Source organism: Streptomyces longisporoflavus (assembly GCF_014649775.1).
Lineage (GTDB): Bacteria > Actinomycetota > Actinomycetes > Streptomycetales > Streptomycetaceae > Streptomyces > Streptomyces longisporoflavus.
Genome location: NZ_BMTR01000011.1, coordinates 61,510 through 75,042, shown reverse-complemented (window position 1 = coordinate 75,042; position 13,533 = coordinate 61,510). Strand labels below are relative to the sequence as shown.

Sequence of the window (13,533 nt, the reverse complement as noted above, 5' to 3'; positions counted from 1 at the left end):
GTGAGGGCCGCTCCTTCTGGAGCGGCCCTTCGACCCCGGGGCGTGTAGTGCCTACTTGGGGTTGTCGTCTTCGCCGATGTGGTGGATGCGTACGAGGTTGGTGGAGCCGGCGACTCCGGGTGGGGAGCCGGCGGTGATGACGACTACGTCGCCCTTCTCGCAGCGGCCGTACTTCAGGAGCAGCTCGTCGACCTGGCGGACCATGGCGTCGGTGGAGTCGACGTGGGGGCCGAGGAAGGTCTCCACGCCCCAGGTGAGGTTGAGCTGGGAGCGTGTCGCCCGGTCGGGGGTGAAGGCGAGCAGCGGAATCGGGGAGCGGTAGCGCGAGAGGCGGCGGACGGTGTCGCCGGATTGTGTGAAGGCGACGAGGAATTTGGCGCCCAGGAAGTCGCCCATCTCGGCGGCGGCGCGGGCGACGGCGCCGCCTTGGGTGCGGGGTTTGCTGCGTTCGGTGAGCGGCGGGAGTCCTTTGGCGAGGATGTCTTCCTCGGCGGCTTCGACGATGCGGCTCATGGTGCGGACGGTTTCGATGGGGTATTTGCCGACGCTGGTTTCGCCGGAGAGCATGACGGCGTCGGTGCCGTCGATGACGGCGTTGGCGACGTCGGAGGCTTCGGCGCGGGTGGGTCGGGAGTTGTCGATCATCGAGTCGAGCATTTGGGTCGCGACGATGACGGGTTTGGCGTTTCGTTTGGCGAGTTTGATGGCGCGCTTTTGGACGATCGGTACTTGTTCGAGTGGCATTTCGACGCCGAGGTCGCCGCGGGCGACCATGATGGCGTCGAAGGCGGCGACGATGTCGTCGATGTTGTCGACGGCCTGTGGTTTTTCGACCTTGGCGATGACGGGGAGGCGGCGGCCTTCTTCGTCCATGATGCGGTGTACGTCTTCGATGTCGCGTCCGCTGCGTACGAAGGAGAGGGCGATGACGTCGAATCCTGAACGCAGGGCCCAGCGCAGGTCTGCTTCGTCTTTGTCGGAGAGTGCGGGGACGGAGACGGCGACGCCGGGGAGGTTGAGTCCCTTGTGGTCGGAGACCATGCCGCCTTCGACGACGGTGGTGGTGACGCGGGGTCCGTCGACGGCGGTGACTTCCAGGGTTACTTTGCCGTCGTCGACGAGGATGCGTTCGCCGGGGGTGACGTCTTGGGCGAGGCCGTCGTAGGTGGTGCCGCAGGTCTGGCGGTCGCCTTGGACGCCTTCTTCGACGGTGATGGTGAACTGGTCGCCGCGTTCGAGGAGTACGGGTCCTTCGCTGAAGCGCCCCAGGCGGATCTTCGGGCCTTGAAGGTCGGCGAGGATGCCGACGCTGCGGCCCGTCTCGTCGGAGGCTTTGCGTACGCGCTGGTAGCGCTCCTCGTGCTCGGCGTAGGTGCCGTGGCTGAGGTTGAAGCGGGCCACGTCCATTCCGGCTTCGACCAGTGCCTTGATCTGGTCGTACGAGTCGGTGGCGGGGCCCAGTGTGCAGACGATTTTTGCTCGGCGCATGTTTCGAGCCTAGGGCTTACCGACCGGTAGGGAATTGGCTGGGCATGACTACTCAACAACCTTTGCATGAAGGGCTATTGACAAGTGTTGAATTGTGCGGGGCGTTGCTCTGATGAGCGATGTGCCGGGCGCCCCGCGGTGTAATTCTTCTCTTTGTGGCCGGTTGTGGCCGGTCGGTGCGCTAGAGCTGCGGTGGCGTCATGGTGAAGCGTGCGTTGACTTGTGCGTAGACGTGCTGGCGTTGGGGTTCGAGGTCGAGGGGGGTGGCTTCCTCGGTCATGCCGTGCGCGCCGCCGTAGGCGACGGTGCGCACGGCGGGTGCGGGGGCGCCGTAGCCGAAGGGTTGGGCGTTTTCGGCGCCGATGTCGGCGAGTTCGACGAGGGCGGCGAGTCCGGTGCCCAGCGCCTGCGCGTACTCGCGGCCGCGCTGGACGGCTTCTTTGACCGCTTCCTGGCGGGCTTCGCGGTGGGTGGGTGAGTCGGGGCGCAGGGCCCAGTAGGGGCCGTCGACGCGGGTGAGTTCTAGGTCGGCGAGGCGGGTGGTGAGTTCGCCGAGTGCGGTGAAGTCGGTGAGTTCGGCGGTGATGTGGACGCGTCCGTGGTAGGCGCGGATGCGTTCGCCGCGGCCGTGTTTGGTCAGTTCGGGGCTGATGGAGAAGGCGCCGGTCTCCAGTTTTTCGACGGAGTCGCCGTAGGTTTTGACGAGGTCGATGACGGTGGCGTTGCGGCGTGTGAGGTCGTTGAGGGCGTCGCGCCGGTCGGTTCCGCGGGCGCTGACGGTGATGCCGATGCGGGCGATTTCGGGGTCGACTTCGAGGTGTGCTTCGCCTTTGACGGCCAGGCGTGGGGCGTCGGGGGTGCCGTAGGGGGCGGCGGCGGGGGTCGTCTCGTTCATGCGGCCACTGTCGCATCGGTGGGCGGCACCGGACAGTCATCGGATCGCAACCTGCGGGGTCTGTTGCGGGTGGGGTGGGCGGGGTCAGAATCTACGCGCGTTACATCGATTGACCATGGGTCCAAGGGGAGTACGAGATGCCGCTGAACCGCCGGAAGTTCCTGGGCAAGTCCGCCGCTGCCACGGGCGTGGCGCTCGCGGGCGGTGTGGCCGCCGCGCCGTCCGCGTCGGCGCAGGGGCGCGGGAAGCCCGCCAAGCGGAAGAAGCGGTATTCGTTCACCGTGATGGGCACGACGGATCTGCACGGCAATGTCTTCAACTGGGACTACTTCACGGACAAGGAGTTCGACGACAAGGACCACAATGACGTGGGCCTGGCGAAGATCTCCACTCTCGTGAACGAGATCCGCGAGGAGAGGGGCCGGCGCAACACGCTCCTCATCGACGCGGGCGACACGATTCAGGGCACCCAGCTTTCGTACTACTACGCGAAGATCGACCCGATCACCGCGAAGCGCGGTCCGGTCCATCCGATGGCGCAGGCGATGAACAGCATCGGTTATGACGCGGCGGCGCTCGGCAACCATGAATTCAACTATGGCATTCCGGTGCTGCGGAAATTCGAGGAGCAGTGCGAGTTTCCGTTGCTCGGTGCCAATGCTCTGGACGCGAAGACGCAGCGGCCCGCTTTCCCGCCGTACTTCATGAAGCGCCTGCGTACTCCGCACGGCCGTGACGTGAAGGTGGCGGTGCTCGGCCTGACCAATCCGGGCATCGCGATCTGGGACAAGGCGAACGTCCAGGGCAAGATGACGTTCCCGGGCCTGGAGGAGCAGGCGGCGAAGTGGGTGCCGAAGCTGCGGTCGATGGGGGCGGACGTCGTGATCGTGTCGGCGCACTCCGGGTCCAGCGGCACTTCTTCGTACGGTGATCAGCTTCCGTACGTCGAGAACGCGGCGGGTCTGGTGGCCGAGCAGGTGCCGGGGATCGACGCGATTCTGGTGGGGCACGCGCACACGGAGATCCCCGAGTATTTCGTGGAGAACAAGGAGACCGGCAAGAAGGTCGTCCTGTCGGAGCCGCTGAAGTGGGGCCAGCGCCTTACGCTCTTCGACTTCGATCTGGTGTGGTCGAAGGGCCGCTGGACGGTGGAGAAGGTCGGGGCGCAGGTCCGTAACTCCAACACGGCGAAGGAGGACCGCAAGATCACCCGGCTGCTGGCCGACGAGCACGAGAAGGTCGTCGCGTACGTCAACCAGGTCATCGGCACCTCCACGCAGGCGATGAGCACGGCCGAGGGCCCGTACAAGGATGTCGCGATCATCGATCTGATCAGCCATGTCCAGGCGGAGACGGTCAAGGAGGCCTTGAAGGGCGGTCAGTACGCGGCGCTGCCGGTCCTCTCGCAGGCGTCGTGTTTCTCGCGTACGGCGGGGATTCCGGCGGGCGAGGTGACGATCAAGGACGCGGCGGGGCTGTATCCGTTCGAGAACACGCTGGAGGCGCGGCTCGTCACGGGTGCGCAGCTCAAGGAGTATCTGGAGTTCTCGGCCCGCTATTACGTGCGGACGGCGGCCGGCGCTCCGGTGGATCCGGCGAAGCTGACGAACGCGGACAACATCCCGGACTACAACTACGACGCGCTGCACGGCGTGACGTACGAGATCGACATCGCCAAGCCGGCGGGGTCCCGGATCGTGAAGCTGAGTTTCGACGGCAAGGACATCGATCCGAAGGCCGAGTTCGTGCTCGCGGTCAACAATTACCGGGCGAGCGGCGGCGGCAACTTCCCGCACGTGGCCGCGGCCAAGCAGCTGTGGGCGAACTCGGACGAGATCCGCAACACGATCATTCAGTGGGTGCAGGCGAAGGGGACGGTCGACCCGGGCCAGTTCGCGTCGGTGGACTGGAAGCTGACCCGGGACGGTACGCCCGTCTTCTAGCCCTTCGGGGGGCGGGGCCGGTCAGTTCTTGAGGCGTACGAGGTTGTTGCGCTGCTCGCCGATCAGGCCGGTGGTGGCGGGGCGGCTCTGCGGTTCCTGGAGGCCGAAGCTGGTGAACGCGGTGCGTTGCGGCAGCGGGTAGGGGGTCTGTCCCGTCAGGGTGTTGAGGATGCTGGCGCTGCGCCAGGCGGCGAGGCCGAGGTCGGGGGCGCCGACGCCGTGGGTGTGGCGTTCGGCGTTCTGTACGTAGACGTTGCTGCCGCTGCCGGTGACGGAGGGGTCGAGGATGAGGCGGTACTGCTCGTCGATGCGGGGGCGTTCCGATGAGTCCCGGCGCATGTAGGGGTCGAGGCCCGCGAGGAGTTGGTCGAGGGGGCGTTCGCGGTATCCGGTGGCGAGGACGACCGCGTCGGTGGTGAGGCGGGAGCGGGTGCCTTGCTGGAGGTGTTCGAGGTGGAGTTCGACGCGGGTGTTGCCGACGCGGCCCGCGGTGCGGACGCAGACTCCGGGGGTGAGGACGGCGTCGGGCCAGCCGCCGTGGAGGGTGCGTTGGTAGAGCTCGTCGTGGATGGCGGCGATGGTGTCGGTGTCGATGCCTTTGTGGAGCTGCCACTGCTGGGGGACGAGGCCGTCGCGCACGGATTCGGGCAGGGAGTGGAAGTAGCGGGTGTAGTCCGGGGTGAAGTGTTCCAGGCCGAGCTTGGAGTACTCCATGGGTGCGAAGGCTTCGGTGCGGGCCAGCCAGTGGATTTTCTCGGTGCCGGTGGGGCGGCGTTTGAGCAGGTCGAGGAAGACTTCGGCGCCGGACTGGCCGGAGCCGATGACGGTGATGTGGTCGGCGGCGAGGATGTGGTCGCGGTGCGAGAGGTAGTCCGCGGCGTGGATGACCGGGACGGTGGGGGCGTCGGCGAGGGGCCTCAGGGGTTCGGGGACGTGGGGTGCGGTGCCGACGCCGACGACGATGTTCTTCGTATAGGTCCGGCCGAGTGCTTCGGCTTCTCCGTCGGTGTCGAGTTGGGTGAAGTCGACTTCGAAGAGGCTGCGTTCGGGGTTCCAGCGCACCGCGTCGACCTGGTGCCCGAAGTGCAGTGCGGGGAGGTTCTCGCTGACCCAGCGGCAGTACGCGTCGTACTCGGCGCGCTGGATGTGGAATCGCTCGGCGAAGTAGAAGGGGAAGAGCCGCTCGCGGGATTTGAGGTAGCTGAGGAAGGTCCAGGGGCTCGCGGGGTCGGCGAGGGTCACCAGGTCGGCGAGGAAGGGGACTTGGAGGCTTGCGCCGTCGATGAGGAGTCCCGGGTGCCAGTGGAAGCCGGGGCGCTGTTCGTAGAAGGCGGTGTCGAGTCCGGTGAGGGGCTGGGCGAGGGCGGCGAGGGAGAGGTTGAAGGGGCCGATGCCGATGCCGACCAGGTCCCGGGGGTTCTCGGGGGTGGTGAGCGGCGGGGCGGGCTTGTCGTTCTGGCCGGTCATCGGGGGGTGGTTCCTTCCACGAGCTTCAGGAGTTCGGCGAGGTCGCCGGGCCGGGTGTGGGGGTTGAGCAGGGTGGTCTTGAGCCAGCGGCGTCCGTCGATCGCGGCCCGTCCGAGGACGGCGCTGCCACGGCCGAGCAGTTCTCTGCGGACGTGGGCGATGTGGTCGTCGTCGGCGCCGACGGGCCGGAACAGGACGGTGCTGATGACGGGCCGGTCGTGCAGCTCGAACCCGGGGTGCGATGCGATGAGTGCGGCGAACTCCTGTGCCTGTGCGCAGACTTGGTCGACGAGGGTGCCGATTCCTTGCCGTCCCAGGGCTTTGAGGGTGACGGCGATCTTGAGTACGTCGGGGCGGCGTGTGGTGCGTACGGAGCGGCCGAGGAGGTCGGGCAGGCCCGCTTCGGTGTCGTCGCCGGCGTTGAGGTAGTCGGCGTGGTGGCCGAGTGCGGCGAGGTCGTGCGGGTCGCGGACCAGGAGGAGGCCGGCGGCGACGGGTTGCCAGCCGAGTTTGTGCAGGTCGAAGGTGATGCTGTCGGCGCGGTCGATGCCGCGCAGGAGTTCTTTGCGTGTGTCGCTGAAGAGGAGGGGGCCGCCGTACGCGGCGTCGACGTGCAGTCGGGCGCCGTGGCATGCGCAGAGGTCGGCGATCTGGTCGAGGGGGTCGATGAGTCCGGCGTCGGTGGTGCCCGCGGTGGCGGCGACGAGGAACGTGTCGGGTGGTCCGGTGAGCTGGGACAGTGCTTCGTCGAGGGCGGCGGGGTCCAGGACGCCGGCGGGTGCGGGGACGGTGACGGGTTCCGGCATGCCGAGGAGCCAGGCGGCGCGGGCGAGCGAGTGGTGGGCGTTCTCGCCGGTGATGAGCTGGACGGGGCCGTGCGCGGCGGTGTGTTCGCGGGCGAGGAGCAGGGCGAGTTGGTTGGCCTCGGTGCCGCCGGTGGTGACGAGGGCGTCGCCTGTGCCGGTGCCGTAGGCCTGTGCGGCGAGGGTGCGGGTGACGAGGGTTTCGATCTCCGAGGCCGCGGGGGCCTGGTCCCAGGAGTCCATGGAGGGGTTGAGGGCGGATGCGGCGAGGTCGGCGGCTACGGCGAGGGCGAGTGGCGGGCAGTGCAGGTGGGCGGCGCACAGTGGGTCCGCGGGGTCGGCGGCGCCTTCGGCCAGTGCGTGGACCAGGGTGCGCAGGGCTGCTTCGTCGCCTTCGCCCCGGTCGGGCAGGAGGTCGCCCGCGGCCTGTCGCACTCTGGCCGCGACGGCGGCGGACCCGCCCGCCGGGATGGGTCCGCCGCGGGCGGTCGCTCCGGTGTGCAGGGCGTCCAGGGCGGCGGTGAGCAATGGCCGCAGCGCGTCGGATCCTCGGGCGCCTCCGGCGAGGGGCGGCGGAGTGCTCATGGGTGATGTCCTTCGGGTGCGCGCGGACTGGGACACCAGCGTGTCTGCCGGGCGGGCGGTGTGCCCCGAGACCTCGGCGAAGCGAACCCGAAAGTGGTACTGCCCTGCGGAGAGGGCGTGTTGGGGCGGGCGGTAGTGCTAGGTGCTCCGCGGGGTGAGCGGTGGGGGTGAGTGACCCGGGGGCAGCCTTTGACCGCGGGTTTGCGGTGGCTGGTCGCGCGGTTCCCCGCGCCCCTTGCGGGGCCCGCTCGCCGCGGGGACGTGCGGGAACATGCCCTCGGTCACCTCCTCGGGCGTACTTCGACGAAGCGCGGGGCGCGGCCGAGTGCTTGCCCGATGGTGTGGTCTGTTCCTCGGTCGACACTGCCGCGGGTCCGGTGAGGCGGTGTACGGCTGGATCTCCGGCCTCAGGAGGCCGCGCCCGCCGGAGGATCGTCTGCTGGGACCAGGTCCGCGTCGGTCCGCGGACCTGGTCCCGCCGGGCCCCCTAGGAGCCCTTTGCTTCCCGGACCCGCAACGCCCGTGCCAGGTCGTCCAGTTGGTCGGCCAGTTTGCGGCGCAGGGCGGGGATGGGTTCGGTGTCGCGCAGGCACTGCTCGCCGAGGCGGAGCGTCTCGGCGTCCACGGCGGATACGGGGAAGGCCCAGCGGCCCGCGACGTCGGCGATGGCGGGGCCGCGCCGGGCGGCGAGGGCGACGGCTTCCTCGTAGTAGCGGGGGATGTACTGCCGTACGAGGTCGGCCTGTTCGGGCTGCCAGAAGCCCTGGGCGGTGGCGGTGAGGAGGTAGTTGGAGAGGTCGTCCGACGCGAACATCGCCTCCCATGCGGCGCGCTTGGCGTCGGGGTCGGGCAGTGCGGCCCGGCAGCGGGCGGCGCCTTCCTGTCCGGTGGCGCTGGGGTCGCGCTCCAGTTCGGCGGCGATCGCGGACTCGTCGGCCGCGCCGAGGACGGCGAGGCGGGTCAGGACGCGCCAGCGCAGCTCGGGGTCGAGCTCGGGCCCGCCGGGGACGGTGCCTTCGGTGAGCCACTCCTGGAGCGGGTCGGGGCGTGTGGCCACGTCGATGAAGCCGCGTACGGCGGTGAGCCGCAGGCCGGGGTGGGAGCCGTCCTCGGTGCGCCGGATCAGGTCGCGGCAGAGTTCGGTGAGGGTGGCGAGGGCGGCGGGGCGCTGGTCCGGGGGCAGGTAGCGGCCGGCGACGTAGGTGGTGGCGAAGGCGAGGACGCCTTGGACGAGGGCGAGGTCGGTCTCGTCGGGCAGGTGCGCGCGGGCCGTGTCGAGGTAGACGGTGCCCTGGAGTTCGCCGTCGCGGACCATGTCGCGCAGGCTGTTCCACAGGACGGCGCGGGTGAGCGCGTCGGGGACCCCGGAGAGGCTGCGCAGGGCCGTGTCCATGGAGACCTCGTCGAGGCGGATCTTGGCGTAGGTGAGGTCCTGGTCGTTCGGGACGATCAGGGCGGGGCGCCCGCCGTCGCGCGGCGCGGCGGACGCGCCGGAGTGCGGGACGTCGGTTTCGTACCGCTCGCGCAGGACGAGGCCGCGGGTGTCGGCGAGGTCTCGGTCGTAGACCCCGACGGCGACGCGGTGCGGGCGGCTGCCGTCGTGGTCGACGGCGAGGGTCCATTCCCTGGCGTCGTGCGTGACCGTCGAGGTGAGGGTGTCGACGCCGGTGGTGCGCAGCCAGGCGTCGGCCCAGCCGTGCACGTCGCGGTCGGTGTTGTGCGCGAGGGATTCGATAAAGTCGGCGAGGGTGGCGTTGGAGAATTTGTGCCGGGCGATGTGGGTGTTGATGCCGGCGAGGAAGTCCTTCTCGCCGAGCCAGGCGACGAGCTGGCGCAGGGCGGAGGCGCCCTTGGCGTAGGAGATGCCGTCGAAGTTGAGCATCGCGGACGCGGTGTCGGGTACGGCGTCCGGGTGGGGTGCGACGGGGTGGGTGGAGGGGCGCTGGTCGGCGTCGTACCCCCAGGCCTTGCGGGCGACGCCGAAGTCGGTCCAGGTGTCGGTGAAGCAAGTGGCTTCGGCGGTGGTCTGGAAGCCCATGTACTCGGCGAAGGATTCGTTCAGCCAGATGTCGTCCCACCAGCGGAGGGTGACGAGGTCGCCGAACCACATGTGGGCCATCTCGTGCGCGATGACCATGGCGCGGGTCTGCCGCTCGGTGTCGGTGACGGCGGAGCGGTAGATGAACTCGTCGCGGAAGGTGACGAGTCCGGGGTTCTCCATCGCGCCGGCGTTGAACTCGGGGACGAATGCCTGGTCGTAGGAGTCGAAGGGGTAGGGCTCTTCGAATTTTTCGTGGTAGCGGTCGTAGCACGCGCGCGTGACGTCGAGGATCTCGTCGGCGTCGGCGTCCAGGTAGGGCGCGAGGGAGCGGCGGCAGTGGATGCCGAAGGGCAGTCCGCGGTGTTCGGTGCGGATCGAGTGCCAGGGGCCGGCGGCGACGGCGACGAGGTAGGTGGAGATCAGCGGGGTGGGCGCGGCCCGCCACGTCCCGTCGCCCATGTGCTCGGTGACGCCGTTCGCGAGGACCGTCCAGCCCTCGGGGGCGGTGACGGTCAGCTCGAAGACCGACTTCAGGTCGGGCTGGTCGAAGGCGGCGAAGACGCGCTGTACGTCTTCCATGAACAGCTGGGTGTACGTGTACTCCTCGCCGTCCGTGGGGTCGGTGAAGCGGTGCATGCCCTCGCCGGTGTGCGAGTAGAGCATGGCGGCGTCGATGCGCAGTTCGTGCTCGCCCGCGGTGAGTCCGGTGAGCGGTAGCCGGTTCTCGTCGAGGGCCGCCGGGTCGAGCGGCTGCCCGTCGAGGGTGACGGAGCGCAGCTCGGCGGGCTTGACCTCGACGAAGGTGCCGACCGTGGCCGCGGGCTCCCCGAGCGCCGAGAACCGGATGACGGTGCGGGAGTCGAAGGTCTCGGCTCCCCCGGTCAGGTCAAGATCCACCGTGTACCGGTGGACGTCGATGAGCCGGGCTCGGGTCTGCGCTTCGTCGCGCGTCAGTACGGGCATGCGTCCATGCTGCCTGATGTCACCGACAACGGAGCGGGGAGCCCGGACATCGGTGCTCAGCCCCGGGCGATCCCGGCGCCGGCCCTGTCGCCGCGGGGGCGCTTCACGACGACTTGGCGATCGTCTCGTGGTGGCGGATGACCTCCGCGATGATGAAGTTGAGGAGCTTCTCGGCGAACGCCGGGTCCAGCTTCGCGCTCTCCGCGAGCTCGCGCAGGCGGGCGATCTGGCGGGACTCGCGGGCCGGGTCGGCGGGCGGGAGGTGGTGGTTGGCCTTGAGGTGGCCGACCTGCTGGGTGCATTTGAAGCGTTCGGCGAGCATGTGGACGACGGCGGCGTCGATGTTGTCGATGCTGTCGCGCAGGCGGGACAGCTCGGCGCGCACGGCTGCGTCCGTGGCGTTTGCGGCATCGGTGGCGCCGGCACCGTTCGCGTCACTTGTGTGGCTGGTGGTCATGGTGCACGAGCCTACGTTGCCGGTCCTTCGCCGCCGACGGCGGAAGAGCGCAAAATCGGCGGGTCGTCGGGGTCGGGGATCTGCTGCGACCAGCCGCCCGGCACGGCGCGTCCCTGCTGCTCGCGGAAGCGCACGGGCGCTGTGCCGACGCGGCGCGTGAACAGCCGCGAGAAGTACGCGGGGTCGTCGTAGCCGACACGGCGCGCGACGGCCGCGACCGGCAGCTCCGTGGCCGCGAGGAGTTCCTTGGCGCGCCCCAGGCGGATGCCGAGGAGGTAGTCCTTGGGGCTGCAGCCCGCTCCCCTGCGTACCGCGGTGCGCAGTTCGGCGGGGGTCATGCCGTGGCGTCCCGCGTGCTCGGCGACGGAAAGTGGCCGGAAGGCGTCGCGGGCGAGTGCCTGGAGCACGGGGTCGCCGTCGGGGGCGATGTCGGCGCGGGCCCGGCGCAGCGCGACGAGGAGTTCGTGGACGGCGGCGCCGGTCTCGACCTCCAGGAGCGGGTTGCCGCGCCGGGCGGCGCGCGCGATGCGGCCGACGGCGGCCCGCGCGCCGGTCGCGTCGGAGAGGGGCACCACGGGCCTCTCGGGCTCGATGTAGCCGAGTTCGGTGTAGGTCGTCGTGGCGGGGCCCGTGAAGTCGACGAAGCACTCGTCCCAGCCGGTCTCCGGGTCGGCGCCGTAGTGGTGGCGTACGCCGGGGGTGAGCCAGATCAGCGCGGGCGCCGTCACCTTGGCGCGTCGGCCGTCGGGGGTCAGGAACCAGCCGCCGCCCGCGCTGACGACGACGGCCACGTGGTGGTCGAGGGTGCGCGGGCCGACGGTGGGCAGGAGGCCGTGCTGGAGGCCGACTCCGAGGCAGGCGAGGCCGAGGCGGTGGTGGGCCGGGCTCGGCGTGAAATACCGCATCCAGGTGTGGTACATCCGCTTGTGCCCCTTTCCGTTCGGGCCGCGGCCCGCTCGCTGCGTCCAACCCGCCTCGATCTTTGTCCATGGACCCCGCCGCCCGCCAGAGGTGATCGTGGCGGACGGTATGTGAGCGAGAGGGACACAGGGACACGATGAACGGCTTCAGGGTGGGCGAGGACGACTTCGAGCTCGACGGGCGGCCGGTGCGGCTGCTCTCGGGCGCGCTGCACTACTTCCGGGTGCACGAGGCCCAGTGGGGCCACCGCCTGGCGATGCTGCGGGCGATGGGGCTCAACTGTGTGGAGACGTACGTCCCGTGGAACCTGCACGAGCCGCGTCCCGGGGAGTTCGGCGACGTCGGGGCGCTGGGCCGTTTCCTGGACGCCGCCGCCGGCGCCGGGCTGTGGGCGATCGTGCGGCCGGGGCCGTACATCTGCGCCGAGTGGGAGAACGGCGGCCTTCCGCACTGGCTGACGGGCGCGGTGGGGGCACGCGCGCGTACCCGCGACGCGGAGTACCTGGGGCACGTGGACCGCTGGTTCGGGCGCCTGATGAGGGAGGTCGTGCCGCGCCAGCACGACCGGGGCGGCCCGGTGATCATGGTGCAGGTGGAGAACGAGTACGGCAGCTACGGCTCGGACCAGGTCTATCTCCGCCACCTCGTCGACCTGCTGCGCACCGAGGGCGTGAGCGTGCCGCTGTTCACGTCCGACGGCCCCGAGGACCACATGCTGACCGGCGGCTCCGTTCCCGGCGTCCTGGCGACGGCCAACTTCGGCTCGCAGGCCGGGGCGGCCTTCGAGACGCTGCGCGGGCACCGCCCGAGGGGGCCGCTGATGTGCATGGAGTTCTGGTGCGGCTGGTTCGACCACTGGGGCGCGGAGCACGTCGTACGGGACGCGGCGGACGCCGCGGGCGCGTTGCGGGAGATCCTGGAGTGCGGGGCCTCGGTCAATCTCTACATGGCGCACGGCGGCACGAACTTCGCCGGGTGGGCGGGGGCGAACCGGGGCGGTGGCGCGCTGCACGACGGGGCCCTGGAGCCGGACGTCACCTCGTACGACTATGACGCGCCCGTCGACGAGTTCGGGCGCCCCACGGAGAAGTTCTGGCGCTTCCGTGAGGTGCTCGCCGCGTACGCGGAGGGGCCGCTGCCCGGGCTGCCCGCGCCGTTGCCTTCGCTGGCCGCGCACGTTCCGGTGGGCCTCACGGAGTGGGTGCCCCTGTCCGCGGTCATGGACGCGCTGGGCGGACCCGTCGCGGAATACGCCGTACCGCCCACCTTCGAAGAGCTCGACGTCGACCGCGGCCTTGTGCGGTACGCCGTGACGGTGCCGGGCCCGCGGCAGCCGTACCCGCTGAGCGTGCGGGGGCTGCGGGACCGGGCCGTGGTGTACGTGGACGGGGAGCGGGCGGGGGTCCTCACCGAGGAGGAACCGGCGCTCGGCGTGCCTGTCGCGGGGCACGCGCGCGTGGAGCTGTGGGTGGAGTCTTTGGGGCGGGTCAACTACGGGCCGCGGACCGGTGAGGCGAAGGGCATCACGGGCGGGGTCCTGCATGAGCGGCAGTACCTGCACGGGGTGGAGGCCGCGGGGCTGCGGCTGGACGCGTTCTCCTCGGCGGACGCCGTGCGGGGTGTTCCGGCGTCCGGGGAGGCGGCGGGGGGCCGTCCCGGTCTGTACCGCGGCACGGTGGAGGTGGACGGGGCCGGTGACGCCGTCATCGAACTGCCCGCCTGGACGCGGGGGTTCGTGTGGGTGAACGGCTTCAATGCGGGCCGCTACTGGTCGGCGGGCCCGCAGACCTCCCTGTTCGTGCCCGGTCCTGTGCTGCGGGAGGGGGCGAACGAGGTGTGGGTCCTCGAACTGGAGGGGCGGGAAGGGCCGGACGAGGAGGCGGCCGTCTCACTCGCGCCGCTCCCCCTCGCCGCGGAAACCCCGTAGGCGGTCCGCCGGAGAGGCTGTGAGCGGCCTCTCCGGCGGGGCG

The 13,533-nt window shown here is 70.2% G+C and carries 9 protein-coding genes; 2 read left to right on the top strand and 7 right to left on the bottom strand.

From position 1 onward, the window contains the following. Positions 1–51: 51 nt before the first annotated feature. Together pyk and IE226_RS22760 are read right to left on the bottom strand one after the other, a co-directional pair. Positions 52–1,488, bottom strand: coding sequence for a pyruvate kinase (pyk, locus tag IE226_RS22765; RefSeq protein ID WP_190083179.1), 1,437 nt, complete (start codon positions 1,486–1,488; stop codon positions 52–54). A gap of 181 nt (positions 1,489–1,669) precedes the next feature. Then, the gene (locus IE226_RS22760) at positions 1,670–2,383 is read right to left on the bottom strand and encodes an SIMPL domain-containing protein (RefSeq protein WP_190083178.1); all 714 of its coding nucleotides are present in this window, start codon (positions 2,381–2,383) and stop codon (positions 1,670–1,672) included. 137 nt (positions 2,384–2,520) lie between these two features. Here IE226_RS22760 and IE226_RS22755 point away from each other — a divergent pair, with 137 nt between their 5' ends. Next, positions 2,521–4,326 carry a bifunctional metallophosphatase/5'-nucleotidase gene (locus IE226_RS22755; RefSeq protein WP_190083177.1) on the top strand — a complete coding sequence of 602 codons (1,806 nt, stop codon included), beginning with the start codon at positions 2,521–2,523 and terminating at the stop codon, positions 4,324–4,326. Positions 4,327–4,347: 21 nt separating this feature from the next. On the opposite strand, the gene IE226_RS22750 is transcribed toward IE226_RS22755, so the two are convergent. From IE226_RS22750 to IE226_RS22730, 5 genes are all read right to left on the bottom strand, one after another. Further along, positions 4,348–5,793 carry a lysine N(6)-hydroxylase/L-ornithine N(5)-oxygenase family protein gene (locus IE226_RS22750; RefSeq protein ID WP_190083176.1) on the bottom strand — a complete coding sequence of 482 codons (1,446 nt, stop codon included), beginning with the start codon at positions 5,791–5,793 and terminating at the stop codon, positions 4,348–4,350. Beyond that, on the bottom strand, positions 5,790–7,181 hold the full coding sequence (locus IE226_RS22745) for a pyridoxal phosphate-dependent decarboxylase family protein (RefSeq protein WP_190083175.1): 1,392 nt from the start codon (positions 7,179–7,181) through the stop codon (positions 5,790–5,792). The genes IE226_RS22750 and IE226_RS22745 overlap by 4 nt, the downstream gene beginning before the upstream one ends. Before the next feature lie 487 nt (positions 7,182–7,668). Next, complete coding sequence (gene pepN, locus IE226_RS22740) at positions 7,669–10,185, bottom strand: aminopeptidase N (RefSeq protein ID WP_190083174.1); 2,517 nt, start codon at positions 10,183–10,185, stop codon at positions 7,669–7,671. A 103-nt stretch (positions 10,186–10,288) separates the two neighbouring features. Then, positions 10,289–10,642, bottom strand: a complete 354-nt coding sequence (locus IE226_RS22735; RefSeq protein ID WP_190083173.1) for a chorismate mutase — start codon at positions 10,640–10,642, stop codon at positions 10,289–10,291. Positions 10,643–10,653: 11 nt separating this feature from the next. Then, positions 10,654–11,562, bottom strand: coding sequence for a helix-turn-helix domain-containing protein (locus IE226_RS22730; RefSeq protein WP_190083172.1), 909 nt, complete (start codon positions 11,560–11,562; stop codon positions 10,654–10,656). A gap of 137 nt (positions 11,563–11,699) precedes the next feature. On the opposite strand from IE226_RS22730, the gene IE226_RS22725 reads away from it, so the two are divergent. Continuing rightward, on the top strand, positions 11,700–13,490 hold the full coding sequence (locus IE226_RS22725) for a glycoside hydrolase family 35 protein (RefSeq protein ID WP_190083171.1): 1,791 nt from the start codon (positions 11,700–11,702) through the stop codon (positions 13,488–13,490). Positions 13,491–13,533: the final 43 nt, after the last annotated feature.

Bases quoted from the DNA above. Each gene is read 5' to 3' on its own strand.
- pyk (WP_190083179.1), bottom strand. From the start codon at position 1,488: ATGCGCCGAGCAAAAATCGTCTGCACACTGGGCCCCGCCACCGACTCG.
- IE226_RS22760 (WP_190083178.1), bottom strand. From the start codon at position 2,383: ATGAACGAGACGACCCCCGCCGCCGCCCCCTACGGCACCCCCGACGCC.
- IE226_RS22755 (WP_190083177.1), top strand. From the start codon at position 2,521: ATGCCGCTGAACCGCCGGAAGTTCCTGGGCAAGTCCGCCGCTGCCACG.
- IE226_RS22750 (WP_190083176.1), bottom strand. From the start codon at position 5,793: ATGACCGGCCAGAACGACAAGCCCGCCCCGCCGCTCACCACCCCCGAG.
- IE226_RS22745 (WP_190083175.1), bottom strand. From the start codon at position 7,181: ATGAGCACTCCGCCGCCCCTCGCCGGAGGCGCCCGAGGATCCGACGCG.
- pepN (WP_190083174.1), bottom strand. From the start codon at position 10,185: ATGCCCGTACTGACGCGCGACGAAGCGCAGACCCGAGCCCGGCTCATC.
- IE226_RS22735 (WP_190083173.1), bottom strand. From the start codon at position 10,642: ATGACCACCAGCCACACAAGTGACGCGAACGGTGCCGGCGCCACCGAT.
- IE226_RS22730 (WP_190083172.1), bottom strand. From the start codon at position 11,562: ATGTACCACACCTGGATGCGGTATTTCACGCCGAGCCCGGCCCACCAC.
- IE226_RS22725 (WP_190083171.1), top strand. From the start codon at position 11,700: ATGAACGGCTTCAGGGTGGGCGAGGACGACTTCGAGCTCGACGGGCGG.